Annotated in this window: 7 protein-coding genes; all 7 read left to right on the forward strand. The window is 71.0% G+C overall.

Going from position 1 to position 19,059, the window contains the following annotated elements; translation table 11 throughout:
- Positions 1 to 72: 72 nt before the first annotated feature.
- The 7 genes from QHG49_RS09130 to QHG49_RS34080 all read left to right on the forward strand — a co-directional run bounded on the left by QHG49_RS09130 (position 73) and on the right by QHG49_RS34080 (position 19,044).
- On the forward strand, positions 73 to 12,471 hold the full coding sequence (locus tag QHG49_RS09130) for a non-ribosomal peptide synthetase (RefSeq protein ID WP_301488477.1): 12,399 nt from the start codon (positions 73 to 75) through the stop codon (positions 12,469 to 12,471).
- Positions 12,472 to 12,492: 21 nt separating this feature from the next.
- Positions 12,493 to 13,473: a TauD/TfdA family dioxygenase gene (locus tag QHG49_RS09135; protein WP_301488479.1), complete on the forward strand. Its 981-nt coding sequence runs from the start codon at positions 12,493 to 12,495 to the stop codon at positions 13,471 to 13,473.
- The gene (locus QHG49_RS09140) at positions 13,473 to 14,783 is read left to right on the forward strand and encodes an MFS transporter (RefSeq protein WP_159705784.1); all 1,311 of its coding nucleotides are present in this window, start codon (positions 13,473 to 13,475) and stop codon (positions 14,781 to 14,783) included. The genes QHG49_RS09135 and QHG49_RS09140 overlap by 1 nt, the downstream gene beginning before the upstream one ends.
- Before the next feature lie 18 nt (positions 14,784 to 14,801).
- Entirely contained in the window at positions 14,802 to 16,025 is a 1,224-nt protein-coding gene (locus QHG49_RS09145; RefSeq protein ID WP_159705782.1) for a cytochrome P450, read from the forward strand.
- A gap of 168 nt (positions 16,026 to 16,193) precedes the next feature.
- Positions 16,194 to 16,946 carry a thioesterase II family protein gene (locus QHG49_RS09150; RefSeq protein ID WP_301488485.1) on the forward strand — a complete coding sequence of 251 codons (753 nt, stop codon included), beginning with the start codon at positions 16,194 to 16,196 and terminating at the stop codon, positions 16,944 to 16,946.
- 86 nt (positions 16,947 to 17,032) lie between these two features.
- Positions 17,033 to 18,364 carry an erythromycin esterase family protein gene (locus QHG49_RS09155; RefSeq protein ID WP_159705778.1) on the forward strand — a complete coding sequence of 444 codons (1,332 nt, stop codon included), beginning with the start codon at positions 17,033 to 17,035 and terminating at the stop codon, positions 18,362 to 18,364.
- A 263-nt stretch (positions 18,365 to 18,627) separates the two neighbouring features.
- Positions 18,628 to 19,044 carry a hypothetical protein gene (locus QHG49_RS34080; RefSeq protein WP_370530443.1) on the forward strand — a complete coding sequence of 139 codons (417 nt, stop codon included), beginning with the start codon at positions 18,628 to 18,630 and terminating at the stop codon, positions 19,042 to 19,044.
- Positions 19,045 to 19,059: the final 15 nt, after the last annotated feature.

Consider the following 19,059-nt stretch of genomic DNA (forward strand, 5'->3'; position numbering starts at 1 on the left):
CACCACCCCGGCAGGACCGGACGGGCCGCCTTCTCGATCTGCTGACCAGCAATTCTCTGGGGGATCCCGCCAATGAACACACCGTCTTCCCGCGCGGACCGGGCAGCCGCCCTTCCCGAACGGCTCCGCGAGGCGCTCGCCCAGCGCCTGGCCGGCCAGGGCGGAGCCGCCGAGACCGCGCCGCCGGTCCCGGCGGTACCGCGCGACGGTGAACTGCGTCTGTCCTTCGGCCAGCAGCGCCTGTGGTTCCTGGAGGACTTCGCGCCCGGCGGGGCCGACTACCACTCGGCGCTGCCCGTGCGTATCACCGGGCTTCTCGACGCGCAGGCGCTGCGCACCGCCGTACGCGACCTGGTGACCCGCCACGAGGCGCTGCGCACGTCCTTCGCCTCCCGTGACGGCCGAGCCGTGCAGATCGTCCATGACCGGCTCGACCCCGACTGGGTGACCGCCGACGCCGACGGCGAGGACACGGCGCGGGAGGCCGTGCGGGCGGAGATGACGCGCCCGTACGACCTGAAGTCGGGCCCCCTCGTCCGCGTGCTGCTGGTGCGCCTGGCCGACGACGAGCACATCTGCGTCCTGGGGATGCACCACATCGTCACCGACGGCTGGTCCATGGGCATCGTCGCCCGCGAGCTGGGCGAGCTGTACGCGGCCCGCGTCGAGGGCCGCGAACCCCGCCTGCCGGAAGTCGCCGTCCAGTACCCGGACTTCGCCGCCTGGCAGCGCGCGCGTCTGGAGAGCGGCGGGCTGCTGGAGGCACAGCTCGACTGGTGGCGCACTCAGCTGAAGGGCATCGCGCCACTGGAGCTGCCCACCGACCGGCCGCGGCCCGCCGTCCGCTCATCGGCCGGCGCGGTGTACGCGTTCGAACTGCCCACCGGCACGGTCACGGGGCTGAAGGAACTGGCCCGCGAGCGGAACGCGACACTGTTCATGGCGCTGACGGCCGCGGTGAAGGCGGTCTTCGCCCGCTGGTCCGGTCAGGAGGACATCGCCGTCGGCACCTCCGCCGCCGCGCGCGGGCGCGAGGAGCTGGAGCAGCTGGTCGGCTTCCTGGTCAACACGGTCGTACTGCGCACCCAGGTGGCCCCGGAGCTGACGTTCACGGAGCTGCTGAGGCGCGTGAGGGACACCGTCCTGGACGCGTTCGCACACGAGGACGTGCCGTTCGACAAGCTGGTCGAGACGGTGCAGCCGGAGCGCGACCCGAGCCGGACGGCGCTGGTGCAGGCCATGGTCGTCCTGCAGAACACCCCCGCCGACACCCTGGCCCTGCCGGGTACGACGGTCTCCCCGTACTCGCTGGAGCGCCACGCCTCGCTGTTCGACCTGACCTTCGAGTTCGAGGAGCGGGACGGCCGCCTGTGCGGTCTGGTCGAGTACAGCACCGAGCTCTTCGACGAGCGTACGGTGGCCCGGCTGACCGGCCACCTCGGCGTGCTGCTGGCCGGCGCCGTGGCCGACCCGGACCGGCCCGTGGCCGCGCTGCCGCTGCTCACCGACGACGAGCGCCGGCAGGTCGCCGAGGAGTGGAACGCCACGCGGCTGGCGACGGGCGACGACTCCCTGGTCCACGAGCGGCTGGCGGCGCAGGCCGCGCAGACCCCCGACGCGGTCGCCGTGATCGCCGAGGACGCCACGCTCACCCACCGGGAGCTGCACGAGCGCGCCAATCGGCTCGCCCACCACCTGATCGCGCTCGGCGCCGGCCCCGGCTCCCTGGTCGGGCTCAGCGTGGAGCGCGGGTCCGCCATGGCGGTCGGCCTGCTCGGCATCCTGCGGGCGGGCGCCGCGTACGTGCCGCTCGACCCGGGCTTCCCGGCCGACCGCCTCGCGTACATGCTGGCGGACTCGGGTGCCCGGATCGTCGTCGGGCAGTCGGCGGTGCGAGACCGTCTGCCCTCCGGGCAGGGGCTGAGGTTCGTCGACCTGGACGCGGAGCGGGACGCGATCGGGCGGCTGCCCGCCACCCCGCCGCGTACCGCCGTCACCGCGGCCGATCTGGCGTACGTCATCTACACCTCCGGGTCGACCGGCGAGCCCAAGGGTGTCGCCGTCGAGCACCGCAACGTCCGGCACATCCTCACCGCCTGGGACGAGCGGTACGGGTTGAAGGAGCTGAAGCCGCGTTTCCTGTCGGTGTCCAGCCTGTCCGTCGACCTGTTCTTCGCCGACCTGATCCGCTCCCTGCCCTTCGGCGGGGCGCTGATCATCGCGTCGAAGGACGTCACCACTGAGCCGTCGGCGCTCCTCGATCTGATCGCCGAGACGGACGCGACGGGCCTGGAGATCGTGCCGTCGCTGCTCAATGCCGTCCTTCAGGAAGTGGACCGCCGCGGTGGGGCGTTCCCGCCGCTTCGGCTGATCTCCGTCGGCTCCGAGGCCTGGCGCGTCGAGGACTGCCGTGCCCTGCTGCACCGCGTCCGGCACGACTGCGTTGTCGTCAACGCATACGGCGGCACGGAGGCGACGGTCGACTCGACGGTCTTCGCCCCGACCGAGGAGAGCCTGCGCGGCCGTGTGTACGTGCCGATCGGCCGCCCGTTGCCCAACACCCGCGTGTACGTCCTCGACGCGCACGGCAACCTCCTCCCGCCGGGTGTGCCGGGCGAGATCTGGATCGGCGGCGACGGTGTGTCGCGCGGCTACCACGGGCGTCCGGAGCTGACCGCGGAGCGGTTCGCCGACAGCCCGTTCGTGCCGGGCGACCGGCTGTACCGCACCGGCGACCGGGCGCGCCTGCTGGCTTCCGGGGATCTGGAGTTTTTGGGCCGCGCCGACGACCAGGTGAAGATCCGGGGCTTCCGCATCGAGCTGGGCGAGGTGGAGAGCGCCCTGCTGACCCACCCGGATGTACGGGACGCGGTCGTGCTGCCCTGGCAGGACGCCACCAGCCGCAGCCGTCTGGTGGCGTACGTCGTGGGCGAGGGCGCCGACGTGGGGGCGCCCGGCCTGCGGGCTCACTTGTCGGAGCTGCTGCCGGATTACATGGTGCCGGCGCTGTACGTACCCCTGGAACGGCTCCCCCTCACCCCCAGCGGCAAGGTCGACCGCCGCTCCCTGCCCGCACCGGACCTGTCCGCGGCCCGCACCGGCACCGACCACACCGCACCCCGCGACACCACCGAGGAAACCCTCGCCACCGTCTGGGCCGACGTCCTCGGCATCGAACGCGTCGGCGTCCACGACAACTTCTTCGACCTCGGCGGCGACTCCATCCTCTCCATCCAAGTCGTCTCCCGAGCCCGCCAGAACGGACTCCACCTCACCTCCCGCCTCCTCTTCCTCCACCAGACCATCGCCACCCTCGCCCCCGTCGTCACCACCGAGACGCGGCCTTCCGCGACGGCGCCGGCGCAGGTCTCGGGACGCGTCGAGCTCACTCCCATCCAGCGCTGGTTCCTCGACGAGCACACCGTCGCCCCCGACCACTACGCCATGTCCGTGCACCTGGAGCTCGCTCCCGGCACGGAGGCCCCGCTGCTGGAGCGGGCGCTGGAGGCGGTCGTCGCCCACCACGACGCCCTCCGGATGCGGTACACCCGCGACGGCGGCACCTGGACCCAGGAGTACGGCGACCAGCCGTCCGGCCTCCTCACCGTCCGCGACATCGCCGACGGCGAGAGCACCGAGGCCGTGCTGAACGGTGCGGCTCTGGAGGCGCAGCGCTCCCTCGACCTGGCGAGCGGCACCCTGGTCAAGGGCGTCCTGTTCCACAGCGCGGACGGCGCCGCACCCCGCCTCTTCCTCGCCGTCCACCACATCGTCATGGACGGGGTGTCCTGGCGGATCGTCCTGGAGGACCTGTCCACCGCCTACGCCCAGCTCGCCGAGGGCCGCGCCGTGGACCTCGGCCCCAGGACCAGCAGCTACCAGCAGTGGGCGGAGCGCCTGACCACGCACGTCCGCTCCGGCGCCCTCGACCACGAACTCACCCACTGGCGCTCGGTCGCCCCGGACGGGGCTTCCGCTCTGCCCGTCGACCACCCGGGCGGCCGCAACGTCACGGCCACCGAGCAGACCGTCGAGGTGCGCCTCGGCCGCGAGGAGACCGAGGCGCTGCTGCACCGCCTGCCGTCGGTGTACCGCACGCAGATCAACGACCTGCTGGTCACCGCGCTCGGCCGTGCCCTGGCCGACTGGACGGGCGCCGAGCGCCTGGTCCTGGGTCTGGAGGGGCACGGCCGGGAGGAACTGTTCGAGGAACTGGACCTGTCACGCACGGTCGGCTGGTACACGACCCACTTCCCGGTCGCCCTGAAGCTGCCCGCCGGACGCGACTGGGGCGACACGCTCAAGTCCGTCAAGGAGCAGCTGCGGGCCGTGCCGGGCCGCGGCCTCGGCTACGACGCGCTGCGCTTCCTGTCCGCGCCGGGCACACCCGGTCATGCGCTGCGCGCGGACCGGCTCCCGCCCATCAGTTTCAACTACCTCGGCCAGTGGGACGGCACGACCACGCCGGACGGGCTGGTCCGTGACCGCCTTCCCGCCCTCGGCCACGACCACGCGCCGGACGAGCCCCGCCCGTACCTCCTCGATGTCGTCGGCATGGTCGAGGACGGCCACCTCGACTTCACGTGGATCTTCTCCGGTGAGGTCTTCGACCGGTCGACGGTGGAGCGCGTGGCGGGCGAGCACGTGGCGGCACTGCGGGCCCTGGTGGACCACTGCCTGGGCCCGGCGGCCGGCGGTGCGACGCCGTCCGACTTCCCCCTCGCCGGGCTCGACCAGGCGGCCGTCGACCGTATCGCCGGCGACGGCCGGGACGTCGAGGACATCTTCCCGCTCACCCCCATGCAGAGCGGCATGCTGTTCCACACCCTCTCCGAACCCGGGTCCGGCGCCTACTTCGAGCAGATGAGCTTCGTTCTCGACGGGGTGTCCGACCCCGGCCTGCTGGAGCGGGCCTGGCAGCACGTCACCGACCACCTGGAGATCCTGCGCGCCGCCGTCGTGTGGGAGGGCGTGGACCGCCCGCTGCTGGTCGTGCGCCGGCACGTCGCGACACCGGTCGTGCACCTCGACTGGCGCGGTCTGAGCGCCGACGAGCAGGGCCGGGCGCTGGAGCTCCACCTGGCGGAGGACCGGGAGCGCGGCATCGACCTGTCGGCCGCCCCGATGACGCGGATCGTCATCGCCCGTACCTCGGACACGTCCGTACGAGTGGTGCGCACGTCCCACCACGTGCTGCTGGACGGCTGGAGCACCTTCCAGATGCTCGACGAGCTGACCACGGCGTACCGGGCGCTGGCCACCGGCGCGGAACCGGTGCTGCCCGCGCGGCGCCCGTTCAGCGCGTACGTGGAGTGGCTGGAGCGCCAGGACCTGTCCGAGGCGGAGGCTTACTGGCGGGCACTGCTGGACGGGTTCGACGAGCCGACCGTGCTGCCGTACGACCGCCGTCCCGCCGCCAGCCACCGCGCGCAGTCCACGGAGCGGCTGGTGACGCGGCTCTCCGTCGATGCCTCGCGACGCCTGTACGCGTTCGCCCGGACCCATCGGCTCACCGTCAACGCGGTGGTGCAGGGCGCCTGGGCACTGCTGCTGTCCCGGTACGCCGGTGAGCGGGAGGTCGTGTTCGGCGCCACCGTCTCGGGCCGCCCGGCGGCCCTGCCGGGTGCCGAGTCGATGGTGGGCATGCTCATCAACACCCTGCCCGTGCGGGTGGCCGTCGACGGCGACGCGTCGGTCGCCGAGTGGCTGGTCCGCGTACAGGAGGCCCAGGTCGAGGCGCGCCAGTACGAGTACGTGCCGCTGCCGCGCATCCAGGGCTGGAGCGGAGTCGAGCGCGGTACGAACCTCTTCGAGAGCCTGGTGGCGTTCGAGAACTTCCCCGTGGACGGGGACGCCGGCGATTTTGGCGGCGGCGTGCGGCTCCACGGTCTGGAGGGTGCCGACGTCACCAACTTCCCGCTGAATCTCGTCGCGTACGCGGGTGACGAGCTGGCGTACGCCTTGGCCTACGACCCCGAGCTGTTCGACGCCACCACCGTCGAAAGGCTGGCCGGCCACTTGGAGGCTCTGCTCACGGGCATGGTGGCCGAGCCGTCGCGGTCGGTCTCCGGGTTGCCGATGCTGGCTCCGGGCGAGCGGGAACGACTGCTGCACGAGTGGGCGCTCACCCCCGGAATCGCCCCCTGGGAAGGCACGATCCACGAACGGGTCGCCGCACACGCCGCGACCACCCCGGACGCCACAGCCGTGACCTGCGCGGACGAGTCCCTGACCTACCGCGAACTCGACGAAACCGCCAACCGCCTGGCCCACCACCTCATATCCCTGGGCGCAGGCCCCGGACACCTCGTCGCCCTGTCCGTCGAACGCGGCACCCAGATGGCCACCGGACTCCTCGGCATCCTCAAATCCGGCGCCGCCTACCTCCCCCTCGACCCCGCATACCCCGCCGACCGGCTCGCCTACATGCTCGAAGACTCACAGGCCACGATCCTCGTCACCCACCGAGGACTGAACAACACCCTCCCGACCACAGACATACACATCGTCGACCTGGACGCCGAACACGACACCATCACCGGCCTGCCCAGCACACCTCCCCCAACCGGAGTGTCGGCGACGGACCTGGCCTACGTCATCTACACCTCGGGCTCCACCGGCCGCCCCAAGGGCGTGGCCATCGAACACCACACCGTGCTCCACCTCATGGCCAACTCCCAGACCCTCTACGACTTCGGCCCGGACGACGTATGGACCGTGTTCCACTCCTACGCCTTCGACTTCTCCGTCTGGGAACTGTGGGGCTCCCTCATGACCGGCGGCCGAGCCGTCATCGTCCCCCACGACACCACACGCAACCCCGACACCATGTGGAACCTCCTGCGACAGGAGGGCGTCACGGTGCTCGACCAGACCCCGTCGATGTTCCGCGAGCTGGTGGAGCACGCCGCGGAGGCCGGTGAAGAGCGGCTCCCCGCGCTTCGCTGGGTGATCTTCGGTGGAGAAGCCCTCGAACCCAAGCACGTGAAGACCTGGTTCGAGCGGTACGACTCCCCCCACACCCGCCTGGTCAACATGTACGGCATCACCGAAACCACCGTCCACGTCACCTACCAGGACATCACCGCCGACCACCTCACCCACCACACCCGCCTGCCCGCAGGCCGCCCCCTGCCCGGATACCAGGTCTACCTCCTCGACGAACACGGCAACCCCACACCCACCGGCATCCCCGGAGAAATCCACGTCGCCGGCGGCGGACTCGCCCGCGGCTACCTCAACCGCCCCACCCTCACCACCGAACGCTTCCCCCACAACCCCCACAACCCCCACGACCCCCACGGCCAACGCATGTACCGCTCCGGCGACATCGCCCGCTGGCTCCCCGACGGCACCCTCGAACACCTCGGCCGCGCCGACGACCAAGTCAAGATCCGCGGCCACCGCATCGAACTCGGCGAAATCGAAACCGCACTCCTCACCCACCCCCACATCAACGAATGCGTCGTCACCACCCACGAAAGCACCGACGGCCACCGCCGACTCATCGCCTACACCGTCACCGACACCAACCCCACCACCACCGAACTCCGCACCCACCTCACCCACACCCTCCCCGACCACATGATCCCCGCCCTCTTCATCCCCCTCGACCACCTCCCCCTCACCCCCAGCGGCAAAGCCGACCGCCGCGCACTACCCCAACCCGGGATTCGTGCCGAGCGACTCGACGCCACCTACACCGCCCCGCGCAATGAGACGGAAGAGATCCTCGCCGCTCTCTGGGCCAAGGTCCTCGACGTCGAACGCGTCGGCGTCCACGACAACTTCTTCGAACTCGGCGGCGACTCCATCCTCTCCATCCAACTCATCTCCCACGCCCGCCAGGCGCTCGGCGGACAGCTCTCGCCGCGGTTGCTCTTCGAGGCGCCGACGGTCGCCGAGCTCGCTGCCGCCGTCGCCCCGAACGCGCAGGAGGCGGCCGGCGCCGCGGTGATCCCGGTCGTGCCGCGCGACGGTCTGCTGCCGATGTCCTTCGGGCAGCAGCGGCTGTGGTTCCTGGAGGGCTTCGACGAGGGCGGCACCGAGTACCACTCGGCCGTCGGGCTGCGTCTGACGGGCCCCTTGGACTCGGCCGCGCTCCGCGCGGCGGTCGGTGATCTCGTGGCCCGCCACGAGGCGCTGCGGACGACGTTCGACGTGGTCGACGGCCGCGGCGTGCAGATCGTCCACTCCGTGCTGGAACCGGAGTGGCGCGCCGAGGAGGCCGCGAGCGAGCAGCGGCTGCGTGAGCTCGCGCAGGAGGAGCTGGCCCGCCCGTACGACCTGCGCACCGGCCCCGTCGTCCGGGTTCTCCTCGTCCGGCTCGGCGCCGACGAGCACGTGTGCGTCCTGGGAATGCATCACATCGTCACGGACGGCTGGTCGATGGGCGTCGCCTCGCGGGAGCTGGGCGAGCTGTACGCGGCCCGCACCGAGGGCCGCGCGGCCCGCCTGCCGGAAGTCGCCGTCCAGTACCCGGACTTCGCCGCCTGGCAGCGCGCACGCCTGGAGGACGGCGGGCTGCTGGAGGAGCAGCTCGACTGGTGGCGCGGCCGCCTCGACGGCATCACACCGCTGGACCTGCCCACCGACCGGCCGCGCCCGGCCGTGCGCTCGGCCAAGGGGGGCGTCCACGGCTTCGACGTGCCGGCCGCCACCGTGGACGGGCTCAAAGAGCTGGCGCGTGCGCAGGGCGCGACCCTGTTCATGGCGCTGACGGCGGCCGTCAAGGTGGTCTTCGCCCGCTACACCGGGCAGCGGGACGTCGCCGTCGGCACGGCTTCCGCAGGCCGGGGCGGCGCGGGTCTGGAGCAGCTGGTCGGCTTCCTGGTCAACACAGTCGTGCTGCGTTCGCACATCGACCCGGACACGCCCTTCGACACCCTGCTCGGACAGGTGCGGGAGACGGTGCTCGACGCGTTCGCCCACGAAGAGGTGCCGTTCGAGCGCCTGGTGGAAGCGGTACAGCCGGAGCGTGACACGAGCCGCACCCCGCTCGTGCAGGCGATGGTGGTGCTGCAGAACGCGCCCGGCATGCGGCCGAGCCTCGGCGAGGTCCACGTCTCGGACTACCCGCTGGAGCGGGACTCGGCGCTGTTCGACCTGACCGTCGAGTTCGAGGAACGCGAGGGCGGAGTGCGTGCGCTCGTCGAATACAGTGCCGAGCTGTTCGACGCGTCGACCGTCGCGCGGTTCGGGGAGCATCTGAACACGCTGCTGGCCGCCGCGGTGGCCGAGCCGTCGCGGTCGGTCTCCGGGTTGCCGATGCTGGCTCCGGGTGAGCGGGAACGGCTGCTGCACGAGTGGGCGCTCACCCCCGGAATCGCCCCCTGGGAAGGCACGATCCACGAACGGGTCGCCGCACACGCCGCGACCACCCCGGACGCCACAGCCGTGACCTGCGCGGACGAGGCCCTGACCTACCGCGAACTCGACGAAACCGCCAACCGCCTGGCCCACCACCTCATATCCCTGGGCGCAGGCCCCGGACACCTCGTCGCCCTGTCCGTCGAACGCGGCACCCAGATGGCCACCGGACTCCTCGGCATCCTCAAATCCGGCGCCGCCTACCTCCCCCTCGACCCCGCATACCCCGCCGACCGGCTCGCCTACATGCTCGAAGACTCACAGGCCACGATCCTCGTCACCCACCGAGGACTGAACAACACCCTCCCGACCACAGACATACACATCGTCGACCTGGACGCCGAACACGACACCATCACCGGCCTGCCCAGCACACCTCCCCCAACCGAGGTGACCGCGACGGACCTGGCCTACGTCATCTACACCTCGGGCTCCACCGGCCGCCCCAAGGGCGTGGCCATCGAACACCACACCGTGCTCCACCTCATGGCCAACTCCCAGACCCTCTACGACTTCGGCCCGGACGACGTATGGACCGTCTTCCACTCCTACGCCTTCGACTTCTCCGTCTGGGAACTGTGGGGCTCCCTCATGACCGGCGGCCGAGCCGTCATCGTCCCCCACGACACCACACGCAACCCCGACACCATGTGGAACCTCCTGCGTGACGAACATGTGACCGTCCTGGACCAGACGCCGTCCATGTTCCGCGAGCTGGTCGAACGGGCCGCACAGAACTCCGCGCCCACTCTGCCGGATCTGCGCTGGGTGATCTTCGGTGGAGAAGCTCTCGAACCCAAGCACGTGAAGACCTGGTTCGAGCGGTACGACTCCCCCCACACCCGCCTGGTCAACATGTACGGCATCACCGAGACCACCGTCCACGTCACCTACCAGGACATCACCGCCGACCACCTCACCCACCACACCCGCCTGCCCGCAGGCCGCCCCCTGCCCGGATACCAGGTCTACCTCCTCGACGAACACGGCAACCCCACACCCACCGGCATCCCCGGAGAAATCCACGTCGCCGGCGGCGGACTCGCCCGCGGCTACCTCAACCGCCCCACCCTCACCACCGAACGCTTCCCCCACAACCCCCACAACCCCCACAACCCACACGGCCAACGCATGTACCGCTCCGGCGACATCGCCCGCTGGCTCCCCGACGGCACCCTCGAACACCTCGGCCGCGCCGACGACCAAGTCAAGATCCGCGGCCACCGCATCGAACTCGGCGAAATCGAAACCGCACTCCTCACCCACCCCCACATCAACGAATGCGTCGTCACCACCCACGAAAGCACCGACGGCCACCGCCGACTCATCGCCTACACCGTCACCGACACCAACCCCACCACCACCGAACTCCGCACCCACCTCACCCACACCCTCCCCGACCACATGATCCCCGCCCTCTTCATCCCCCTCGACCACCTCCCCCTCACCCCCAGCGGCAAAGCCGACCGCCGCGCACTACCCCAACCGGAGACGCAGACGGGACGGCTCGCCACCGCCTACGAAGCACCCCGCGACAAGACGGAAGAAACCCTCGCGGCCCTCTGGGCCAAGGTCCTCGACGTCGAACACGTCGGCGTCCACGACAACTTCTTCGAACTCGGCGGCGACTCCATCCTCTCCATCCAACTCATCTCCCACGCCCGCCAGGCGGGGCTGCACCTGACCTCCAAGCAGATGTTCATCCACCAGACCGTCGCCGAACTGGCGTCCGCCATAGGGCACTCGGATGCCGACGCGCCGGCCACCAGGGAGCAGGCGCCCGAGGCGGCGGGCAGGGTCGAACTGACACCCGTCCAGCGGTGGTTCTTCGCCGAGCACACCGTCGATCCGGACCGGTACGCGATGTCCGTGCACGTCGCCCTCGCCCCGGACACGGACCCCGCCGTGCTGGAACGTGCCCTCGCGGCGGTGGTCGACCACCACGACGCTCTGCGCATGCGGTACGCGGACGACGGCGCGGGCGGCTGGGTCCAGGAGTACGGCGAGCGCCCGGAGGGGCTGCTCCGGGTCCGGGACCTGACGGCCGTGGCCGACCGGGAACGAGCCCTGGACGAGGCCGCGCTGGAGGCCCAGCGCGCGCTGCACCTGCGCGCGGGCACCCTGGTGCGGGGCGTCTTCCTGCGCCTGCCGGCGGGGGCGCCGCCCCGGCTGTTCCTGGCCGTGCACCATCTGGTGATGGACGGCGTGTCGTGGCGCATCGTCATGGACGACCTGTCCATCGCCTACGCGCAGCTCGCCGAGGGCCGGCCCGTGGACCTCGGCCCCCGGACCAGCAGCTACCAGCAATGGGCGGAGCGCCTGACCACGTACGTCCGTTCCGGCGCCCTCGACCACGAGACCGCGTACTGGCGCAAGGCCCTGTCCGGCGCCATGGACATCCCGTGCGACGGGCCGGCGGCCGGCACGTACGGCGAGGTCGCCGTGGAGTCGTCGGCACTGGACCGGTCCACGACGGACGCGCTGCTCCAGCGCGCGCCCGCCGCGTTCCGCACCCGGATCAACGACGTACTGCTGGCCGCGCTGGGCCGGGTCCTGCGGGACTGGACGGGCGGTCCGGTGACGATCGCCCTCGAAGGCCACGGGCGTGAGGAGCTGTTCGACGACATCGACCTGTCCCGGACGGTCGGCTGGTTCACCACGATCTATCCCGTCGCCCTCGACGTTCCGAAGGGCCCCTGGGAGGCGGCGCTGAAGACCGTCAAGAAGACCCTGCGCAAGCTGCCCGGCCGCGGGCTCGGCTACGGGGCCCTGCGCTACCTCTCCGAGCCGGGCAGCGCCGCGCACACCGCCCTCGCCGCCGCCTCGCAGCCGCGGATCAGCTTCAACTACCTGGGCCAGTGGGACGGCGCGGCCGACAACGGCGGCGGCCTGATCCAGGACCGGCTGGACGGCCTCGGCGCCGACCAGGCGCCCGGCGAGACCCGTCCGCACCTGATCGACGTCGTCGCCGCCGTGAGCCGCGGCGAGCTGCGCGTCGACTGGCTGTACGCGCCGTCCGCCCACACCGCCACCACCGTTCGCCGACTCGCGGACGACTTCGCCACCGCCCTGCGGCAGATCGCCGCCGCGGCCGGTAACTGACCATCATCGGAAGGCTTTGCTGTGGCTCGCTATGTGCTGAGTGACATCGAGAAGAACGAACTGGCCGCCGTGGCCGACGAGTTCCTCGCCACCCATCCCGTCTGGACACCGCTGGAGTGGGCGGACGACATCCGCGCCGAGGCGGAGCGGCTCCCGGTAGGAATACGCAGGTTCCTGGTGTCGTCCCGCGCGGCCGAGGACGCCGTCATCCTGCTGGGGAACCTGCCCGTCGACGAGGCTCTCGTACCGACCCCGCCGAGCTGGGAGGTCGCGGAGAAGGAGGCCGCCGCGATCCGTGAGGAGCTGGTGCTGCTGCTCGTCGGCTCCGTGCTCGGTGAGCCGTTCGGCTGGGTCAACCAGCAGGACGGCCGCCTCGTACACGACGTCTGCCCGTCCAAGGGGCAGGAGAACTCCCTGACCAGCGCGAGCAGCCGGCAGCAGCTCACGCTGCACACGGAGGACGTGTTCCACTCCTGCCGGGGTGACTACGTGGCCCTGATGTGCCTGCGCAATCCCGAGGCGGTGGGTACGACGGTGGCGCTGGTGGAGTCGGTGGACTTCCCGGAGCCGACGCGGCGGGTCCTGCACCAGGACCGCTTCCGGTTCTTCCCGGACGACTCCCACCAGGTGGTGCCGCAGCACAGCGCGGAGAACCCGTCGGCGCTCGCGGACCGCCCGCACGAGGTGGCGTCCGTGCTGTTCGGCCCCGAGGAGGCGCCGTACCTGCGGATCGACGCGGACTTCACCGACGCGGTACCCGGTGACACCGAAGCGGATACCGCCCTGCGGGAGGCAGCCGGCCTGCTGGCCGCCGCCGCGGAGCGGGTCGTCCTGAGCCCCGGGGACGCCGTGTTCATCGACAACCACCGGGCCGTCCACGGGCGGGACACGTTCACGCCCCGCTACGACGGGACGGATCGCTGGCTCAAGCGCACCAGCCTGGTCCGCGATCTGCGACGCACCTATGTGCGGACGAAGTCGCGTTCACGGCTCCTCGGCTGATGCCGTCGGAGAAGACACGGCGGGGTGGCGGTTTCACGCTGCTGTGGGTGGGTTCGGCGCTCGGTGAGTTCGCGTACAGCACGTCGCTGATCGTGCTGCCGTTGATCGTGCTGGCGCTGACCGGTTCACCCGCGCGAGCGGGGATCATCGGCTTCGTCGACGCGGCGGCGATGCTCCTGGCGGGGCTGCCCGCCGGAGCCATCGCCGACCGGTACGACCGCAGGACGGTGATGCTGTGGTGCCAGGCCGCGCTGGTGGCGGTGTTCGGCGCGCTGGCCCTGCTGTTGTGGGCGGGCACTGTCTCGCTGCCCGCGCTGGTGGCGCTCGCCCTGGTCAACGGTGTGTCGACCGCCCTGACGATGGCGGCAGGGGAGGCGATGATCCCGAGCCTGGTGGCGGAGGAGAGGCTCTCCGACGCGGTGGCCATGAACGCGGCGCGCACCTACGCGGGCCAACTGGCCGGCACGTCCGCCGGTGGGTTCCTGCTGGCGCTGAAGAACGCGTTGCCGTTCGTCGTCGGCTGCCTGGCGCATCTGGCGGCGCTGGTCATGCTGCTGTTCCTGAAGCGGCAACCGCCGGCCGCCGGCGTCCCGGCCGACCGGCCGGTGCTCAGCGGACGGGGATTGCTGGAGGGGATCCGCTGGATCACCTCCCATCCGTTCCTGCGCGTGGGACTGCTGTGCGCGACGGCGACGAACTTCTTCTTCGGCGTCATCTACTTCGTCGTCATCGCCTCCGCGCGGACCGGCGGCATGGCCACCGGCCTCATCGGTGTGATGGCGGCGCTGCTGGGCGTCGGCGGCCTGCTGGGCTCCCTCGCCGCACCGCTGCTCCAGCGGGTCCTGACCGGCGCCCGGCCCATCCACGTCGTACTGTGGGCGTTTGTCGTGCTCACGGTGGGGATCGCGGTGCTGCCGGGCGCCTGGACGCCGGGGGTGCTGCTGGGCGCGATTGCCTTCGCGGCGCCGACGGCGAACGCCTGCTTCACCACCTACCAGCTGAGGCTCACCCCGGACAGCCACCGTGGGCGGGTGGTGAGCGTGGCGGCCATCGCGAGCGGCGGCGGCGGTGCGATCGCCCCACTGGCCGGCGGCATCGTGCTGGACCTCGCGGGCCGGTTCGCCGGCCTGCTCGGCTGCGCGGCCGTGATGGCGGTGATCGCCCTGCTGACATCGCTGAGCCCGGCGCTGCGTGACATGCCACAACCCGGCGCGGCCGTCACCGCACGGCCCGACGCCGACGCCGGCAACTCCTGCGCCGGCGAGGTCCTCGACGCTGATGCCGCGGCCACTCCTCCCCCCGTCCGCTGACAGACAGAGACAGCCACCATGAGCATTGACCCGACTGCCCTTGACCCGACCCCCTTCCGTCCGGCCCCCGTTGATCTGGCCGATCCTGATCTCTACACCACCGATGCCCGCTTCACCATGTGGGGCGAGTACACCCGGGCGGAAGCGAAAGTCTGGAGCGATCCCGGCGTCTCCCCCTCCGGCTTCTGGTCGGTCTTCTCCCACCGCGACGTCGCCGCCGTCCTCTCCCCCAAGGCACCCTTCACCTCCGAGTACGGCATGATGATCGGCTTCGGCCCCGAGCATCCCGACAGCTCGGGCGGCAGGATGCTGGTGGTGAGCGAAGGCGGCTGGCACTCCACGCTGAAGCGGCTCATCGGTCCGTTCCTCTCGCGGCTGCGCGCCCCCGAACTCCGGTCGGTGCTCCACCGGGAGGTCCGGGACATCGTCGACCGGCTGCGGTCGCAGGACTCCACCGACATCGCCCAGGGCATCGGCCCGCGGCTCCCCGCGGCCATCGTGTGCGAGGTCATCGGCGTGCCGCTCAGCGAGAGGGAGCAGCTGATCGAGCTGACCAACCACGCCTTCGGCGGCGAGGAGAGCAGTTTCGACAAGATGACCCCGGCCGAGGCGCACACAGAGATCCTCTTCTATTTCCACGAACTGATCGAACAGCGCCGCCGTACGCCCGGTTCCGACCTGGTGAGCGCGCTGCTGGAGGACGGGCGGCTGAGCGCCGAGGACGTGCTCATCAACTGCGACAACGTCCTGATAGGAGGCAACGAGACCACCCGGCACTCGATCACCGGCGCCTTCCATGCCTTCCAGGCGTTCCCGGGCACCCTGGACGCGCTGCACGCCGACCCGGAACTCGCCGGTTCCGCCGTGGAGGAGGTGGTCCGCTGGACGTCCCCGGCGGCGCACGTCCTCCGGGTGGCGACCGAGGATTGCGAGATCGGTGGCCAGGAGATCCTCAAGGGGCAGTCGGTGGTGGCGTGGCTGTCCGCCGCCAACCGCGACGAGCGGCATTTCCCCGACCCGCATCGCTTCGTCCCTGACCGTACGCCCAACCGGCACCTGGGGTTCGGCAACGGTCCGCACCACTGCCTCGGCGCCGCTCTGGCCCGACTCGAACTTGCCGCTCTGCTCAAGGAGTTGGCCGCCGAGGCACGGGAGGTGGAACCGGCCGGCGAGGTGCGCTGGATGCGCTCCAATCTCGTGCAGGGCTACAGCAGCCTTGAGGTTTCCATGAATTGGCGCTGACCTCCTCCCGGCCGGGCCCCCTCACGGGCTGATGTGCTCACGCGGCTGCGCAGACCCCGGCGAACGGGAGGTGGCCGCCCGTCCGCGGTCATCGAGCCCGAAACCTCGCGTCCACAGCCTCGCCGCGCTGCGCGAGGCCGACCTCGACCCACGATCGGACCTCTCGACATGCCCTCGTCCTCCCCCTCGACCTATGTGACCCGCCACACCCGGCCAGAGCACCCGGCGCGCCGCCTGGTCTGCTTTCCGCACGCGGGCGGCGCGGCGAGCTTCTTCCGCCCATGGGCGCGGTACGTGGACCCCTCGGTGGAGTTGCTGACCGTCCAGTACCCCGGCCGCGAGAACCGCTTCCGGGAAGCCCTGATCCCGACGATGAACCCGCTGGCGTCGGCAATCGCGGACGAGTTGCTGACCCTGCCGCCGCTGCCCACGGTGTTCTTCGGTCACAGCATGGGCGCGGCCGTCGCGTACGAAACGCTCCTGCGTCTCCAGCAGGCAGGCGCCGCCGCCCACATCGCCCGCCTGTGCGTTTCCGGCCGGTCTCCCGATGGTGCCGCGGGCCCGGCCGTACAGACGGACGAGGAACTGGTCGAGGCCGTCCGGTGCCTGGGCGGTACCCACGCGGCCGTCTTCGACGACCCGGACCTGCGGGAGCTGCTCATGCCCGCGATCCGGAACGACTACCACCTGATCGACAGCTACCGCCGCCGGACCGACGCACCCCTGCTGCACGCCGACGTCCACGCCCTTACGGGCGACCGGGACCCGCGGGTCACACCGGAGGAGGCGGCCGGGTGGAGCGCCGTGACGTCGGGTTCCTTCGCTGTCACGGTGCTGGAGGGCGATCACTTCTATCTGGTGCCGGCCGCCGAGCGGGTCGCCCGTCTCACCATGGAACCGGTAGAGCCTCTTCCAGTTTAGCGGCATGCCCGGGGTAGGGGCAGCACCCAGGGAAGTCGGGGGTGCGTCGGATGCCCTGAGACCGCCCGGAAGCGGACCCTTGCCGTATGAAGCGAAACCGGTCCGTACTCATCCTGTGCCTGTTGCTCTGTATGGGGGCCCTCGGCTCCGGCCCAGTGCCATCGCAGGAGACACGTGCGCTGCGGGCGGCCGAGCGCGTCGCCCACCCCCTGCGCACCACCGGGTCGTACGGCGGCCTGGCCGACCTGCGCCCGCTGGGACGCATGGTGGACGGTGCGAAGGTGGTGGGGCTCGGCGAGGCGACGCACAGCTCGCACGAGTTCTTCGCCCTGAAGTCCCGCGTGCTGCGCTATCTGGTGGAGCACAAGGGCTTCCGCGCCTTCGCGCTGGAGACGAGCTGGAGCAGCGGCCTGCGGCTGGACGCGTACGTGCGCACGGGCGAGGGTGACCCGCGGCGCATCATGCGGGAGGAGTTCCAGGACACGTACGCGTGGTGGAACACCGGGGAGTACCTCGCCCTCGTCAAGTGGATGCGCGCGTACAACGTCCGGCATCCCGGCGACCCGGTGCGGTTCATGGGCGACGACTTCGCATGGGCGGGTCCGGAGCAGTACGACAGGGTGCTGGGGTACGCGGCCCGCCACCGACCGGACCTGCTTCCGCGCCTCACCGCGCTCTACCGGGGGCTGCGGCCCACCACCCCGGCGGGCACCTACATGAAGGCGTATCTGAAGCGGCCCCTGGCCGAGCGGCGCGCCATGGCCGTCCGCGCGGAGGCGGCGCTGTCCCTGCTCGCCCGGCAGCCGGTTCCCCCCGGTGCGACGGAGAACGCCCACGCCTGGGCGGTCCAGAACGCCCGGGCCCTGGCGCAGACCGCGCGCGGCTACGCCTTCGACTTCGACAACCCTCGGCAACTGCGGGCGTCGATGGCCTATCGCGACCAGCTGATGGCGGACAATGTCGCCTGGTGGCAGGCCCGGACGGGGCAGAAGATCCTCCTGTCGGCGCACGACAGCCACATCGCCTACCTCTCCTCCGACCGGCGATACCCGCGGATGCAGGGCGCGTTCCTGCGGGAACGGCTGGGCAAGAGGTACGTGAGCGTCGCCACCACGTTCGGCGACGGTTCCTTCAACGCGACCGGCCCCGACGGCACGGCCCGCGTCTACACAGTGGGAGCCCCGCCGCAGAACAGCACCGAGCTCTTCCTCGACCGGGTGCGCCCCGGCGACTACTACATGGACCTGCGCACAACCCCGGCCGCGGCCCGCGCGTGGCTGGACACCCCCCGCCCCACCCGCAACATCGGCACGTCCTACCCGGAGCGCCTCCACGACATCGCCCCCGTGGCCTCCTACGACCTCCTCTTCCACCTGCACCATGTCACTCCGGCCCACCTCCTGGCACCCCCGAGCTGATCGCCGTTGCGGTCGGGGACAACCGGCTTGGCCATCGGCAAGGAAGTCTTGGCAGAGAAGGGACGCCGGCAGCTGACACGGAGCGGGCCTGACCGCCCAGCTCATCAGAGTCGGCGGCAGCACCCTCATCAGAGCCGTTCGCCAAGTCCGGTTCCTTCCGGCCGAGCACAGCTACACCACCCCGCCGACGTCAGCCAGGTTCCGCGTGCCCGCTACCTCACCGCGTTCCTCGCGAATAACACCTCCACCGAGTAGAAATCAGCATGTCGATTCGCTGCGAGCCTCAAGCTGAGCGTACGACGATCATCACTGTGGGCGCGGCTGGCAATTCAGCCGCCGTCGAGGTTCAACTACGCTCCCTTGGAGCCTGGTTGGAAGAGAACCGGGCGGTACGACGGTATGTCCGAGCCGAGTTGGGAAGCTCGCTTACACCCGTGCCCGGGCAGCAAGGCGACGGGATAGACATCCTCTTCCTCGTCCCCAGCAGTGGCTTCAGCGCTGCCTCGCTCACCGCCGCTGTCGCCTCTCGGCGGTCCACCCGCACGCGGTCACCGACGCTCGTCGTACAGCGGCCCGACGGCACCCGCGTCGAAATCAGCGGGGACAGCCAAAAGGACGCGGAGAAGCTGATGCGCTTCCTCCTGACCGACTGCGCGAGTACGGGAGGTTCGTCGGCTTGACCGCGTTGCCCGACC

This window comes from Streptomyces sp. WP-1, assembly GCF_030450125.1.
In the GTDB taxonomy this organism is placed as follows: Bacteria; Actinomycetota; Actinomycetes; order Streptomycetales; family Streptomycetaceae; genus Streptomyces; species Streptomyces incarnatus.

What these genes read in the sequence shown, in the direction of transcription:
- QHG49_RS09155 (WP_159705778.1), top strand. Translation starts at nt 17,033, where the DNA reads ATGAAGCGAAACCGGTCCGTACTCATCCTGTGCCTGTTGCTCTGTATG.
- QHG49_RS09130 (WP_301488477.1), top strand. Translation starts at nt 73, where the DNA reads ATGAACACACCGTCTTCCCGCGCGGACCGGGCAGCCGCCCTTCCCGAA.
- QHG49_RS09150 (WP_301488485.1), top strand. Translation starts at nt 16,194, where the DNA reads ATGCCCTCGTCCTCCCCCTCGACCTATGTGACCCGCCACACCCGGCCA.
- QHG49_RS34080 (WP_370530443.1), top strand. Translation starts at nt 18,628, where the DNA reads ATGTCGATTCGCTGCGAGCCTCAAGCTGAGCGTACGACGATCATCACT.
- QHG49_RS09140 (WP_159705784.1), top strand. Translation starts at nt 13,473, where the DNA reads ATGCCGTCGGAGAAGACACGGCGGGGTGGCGGTTTCACGCTGCTGTGG.
- QHG49_RS09145 (WP_159705782.1), top strand. Translation starts at nt 14,802, where the DNA reads ATGAGCATTGACCCGACTGCCCTTGACCCGACCCCCTTCCGTCCGGCC.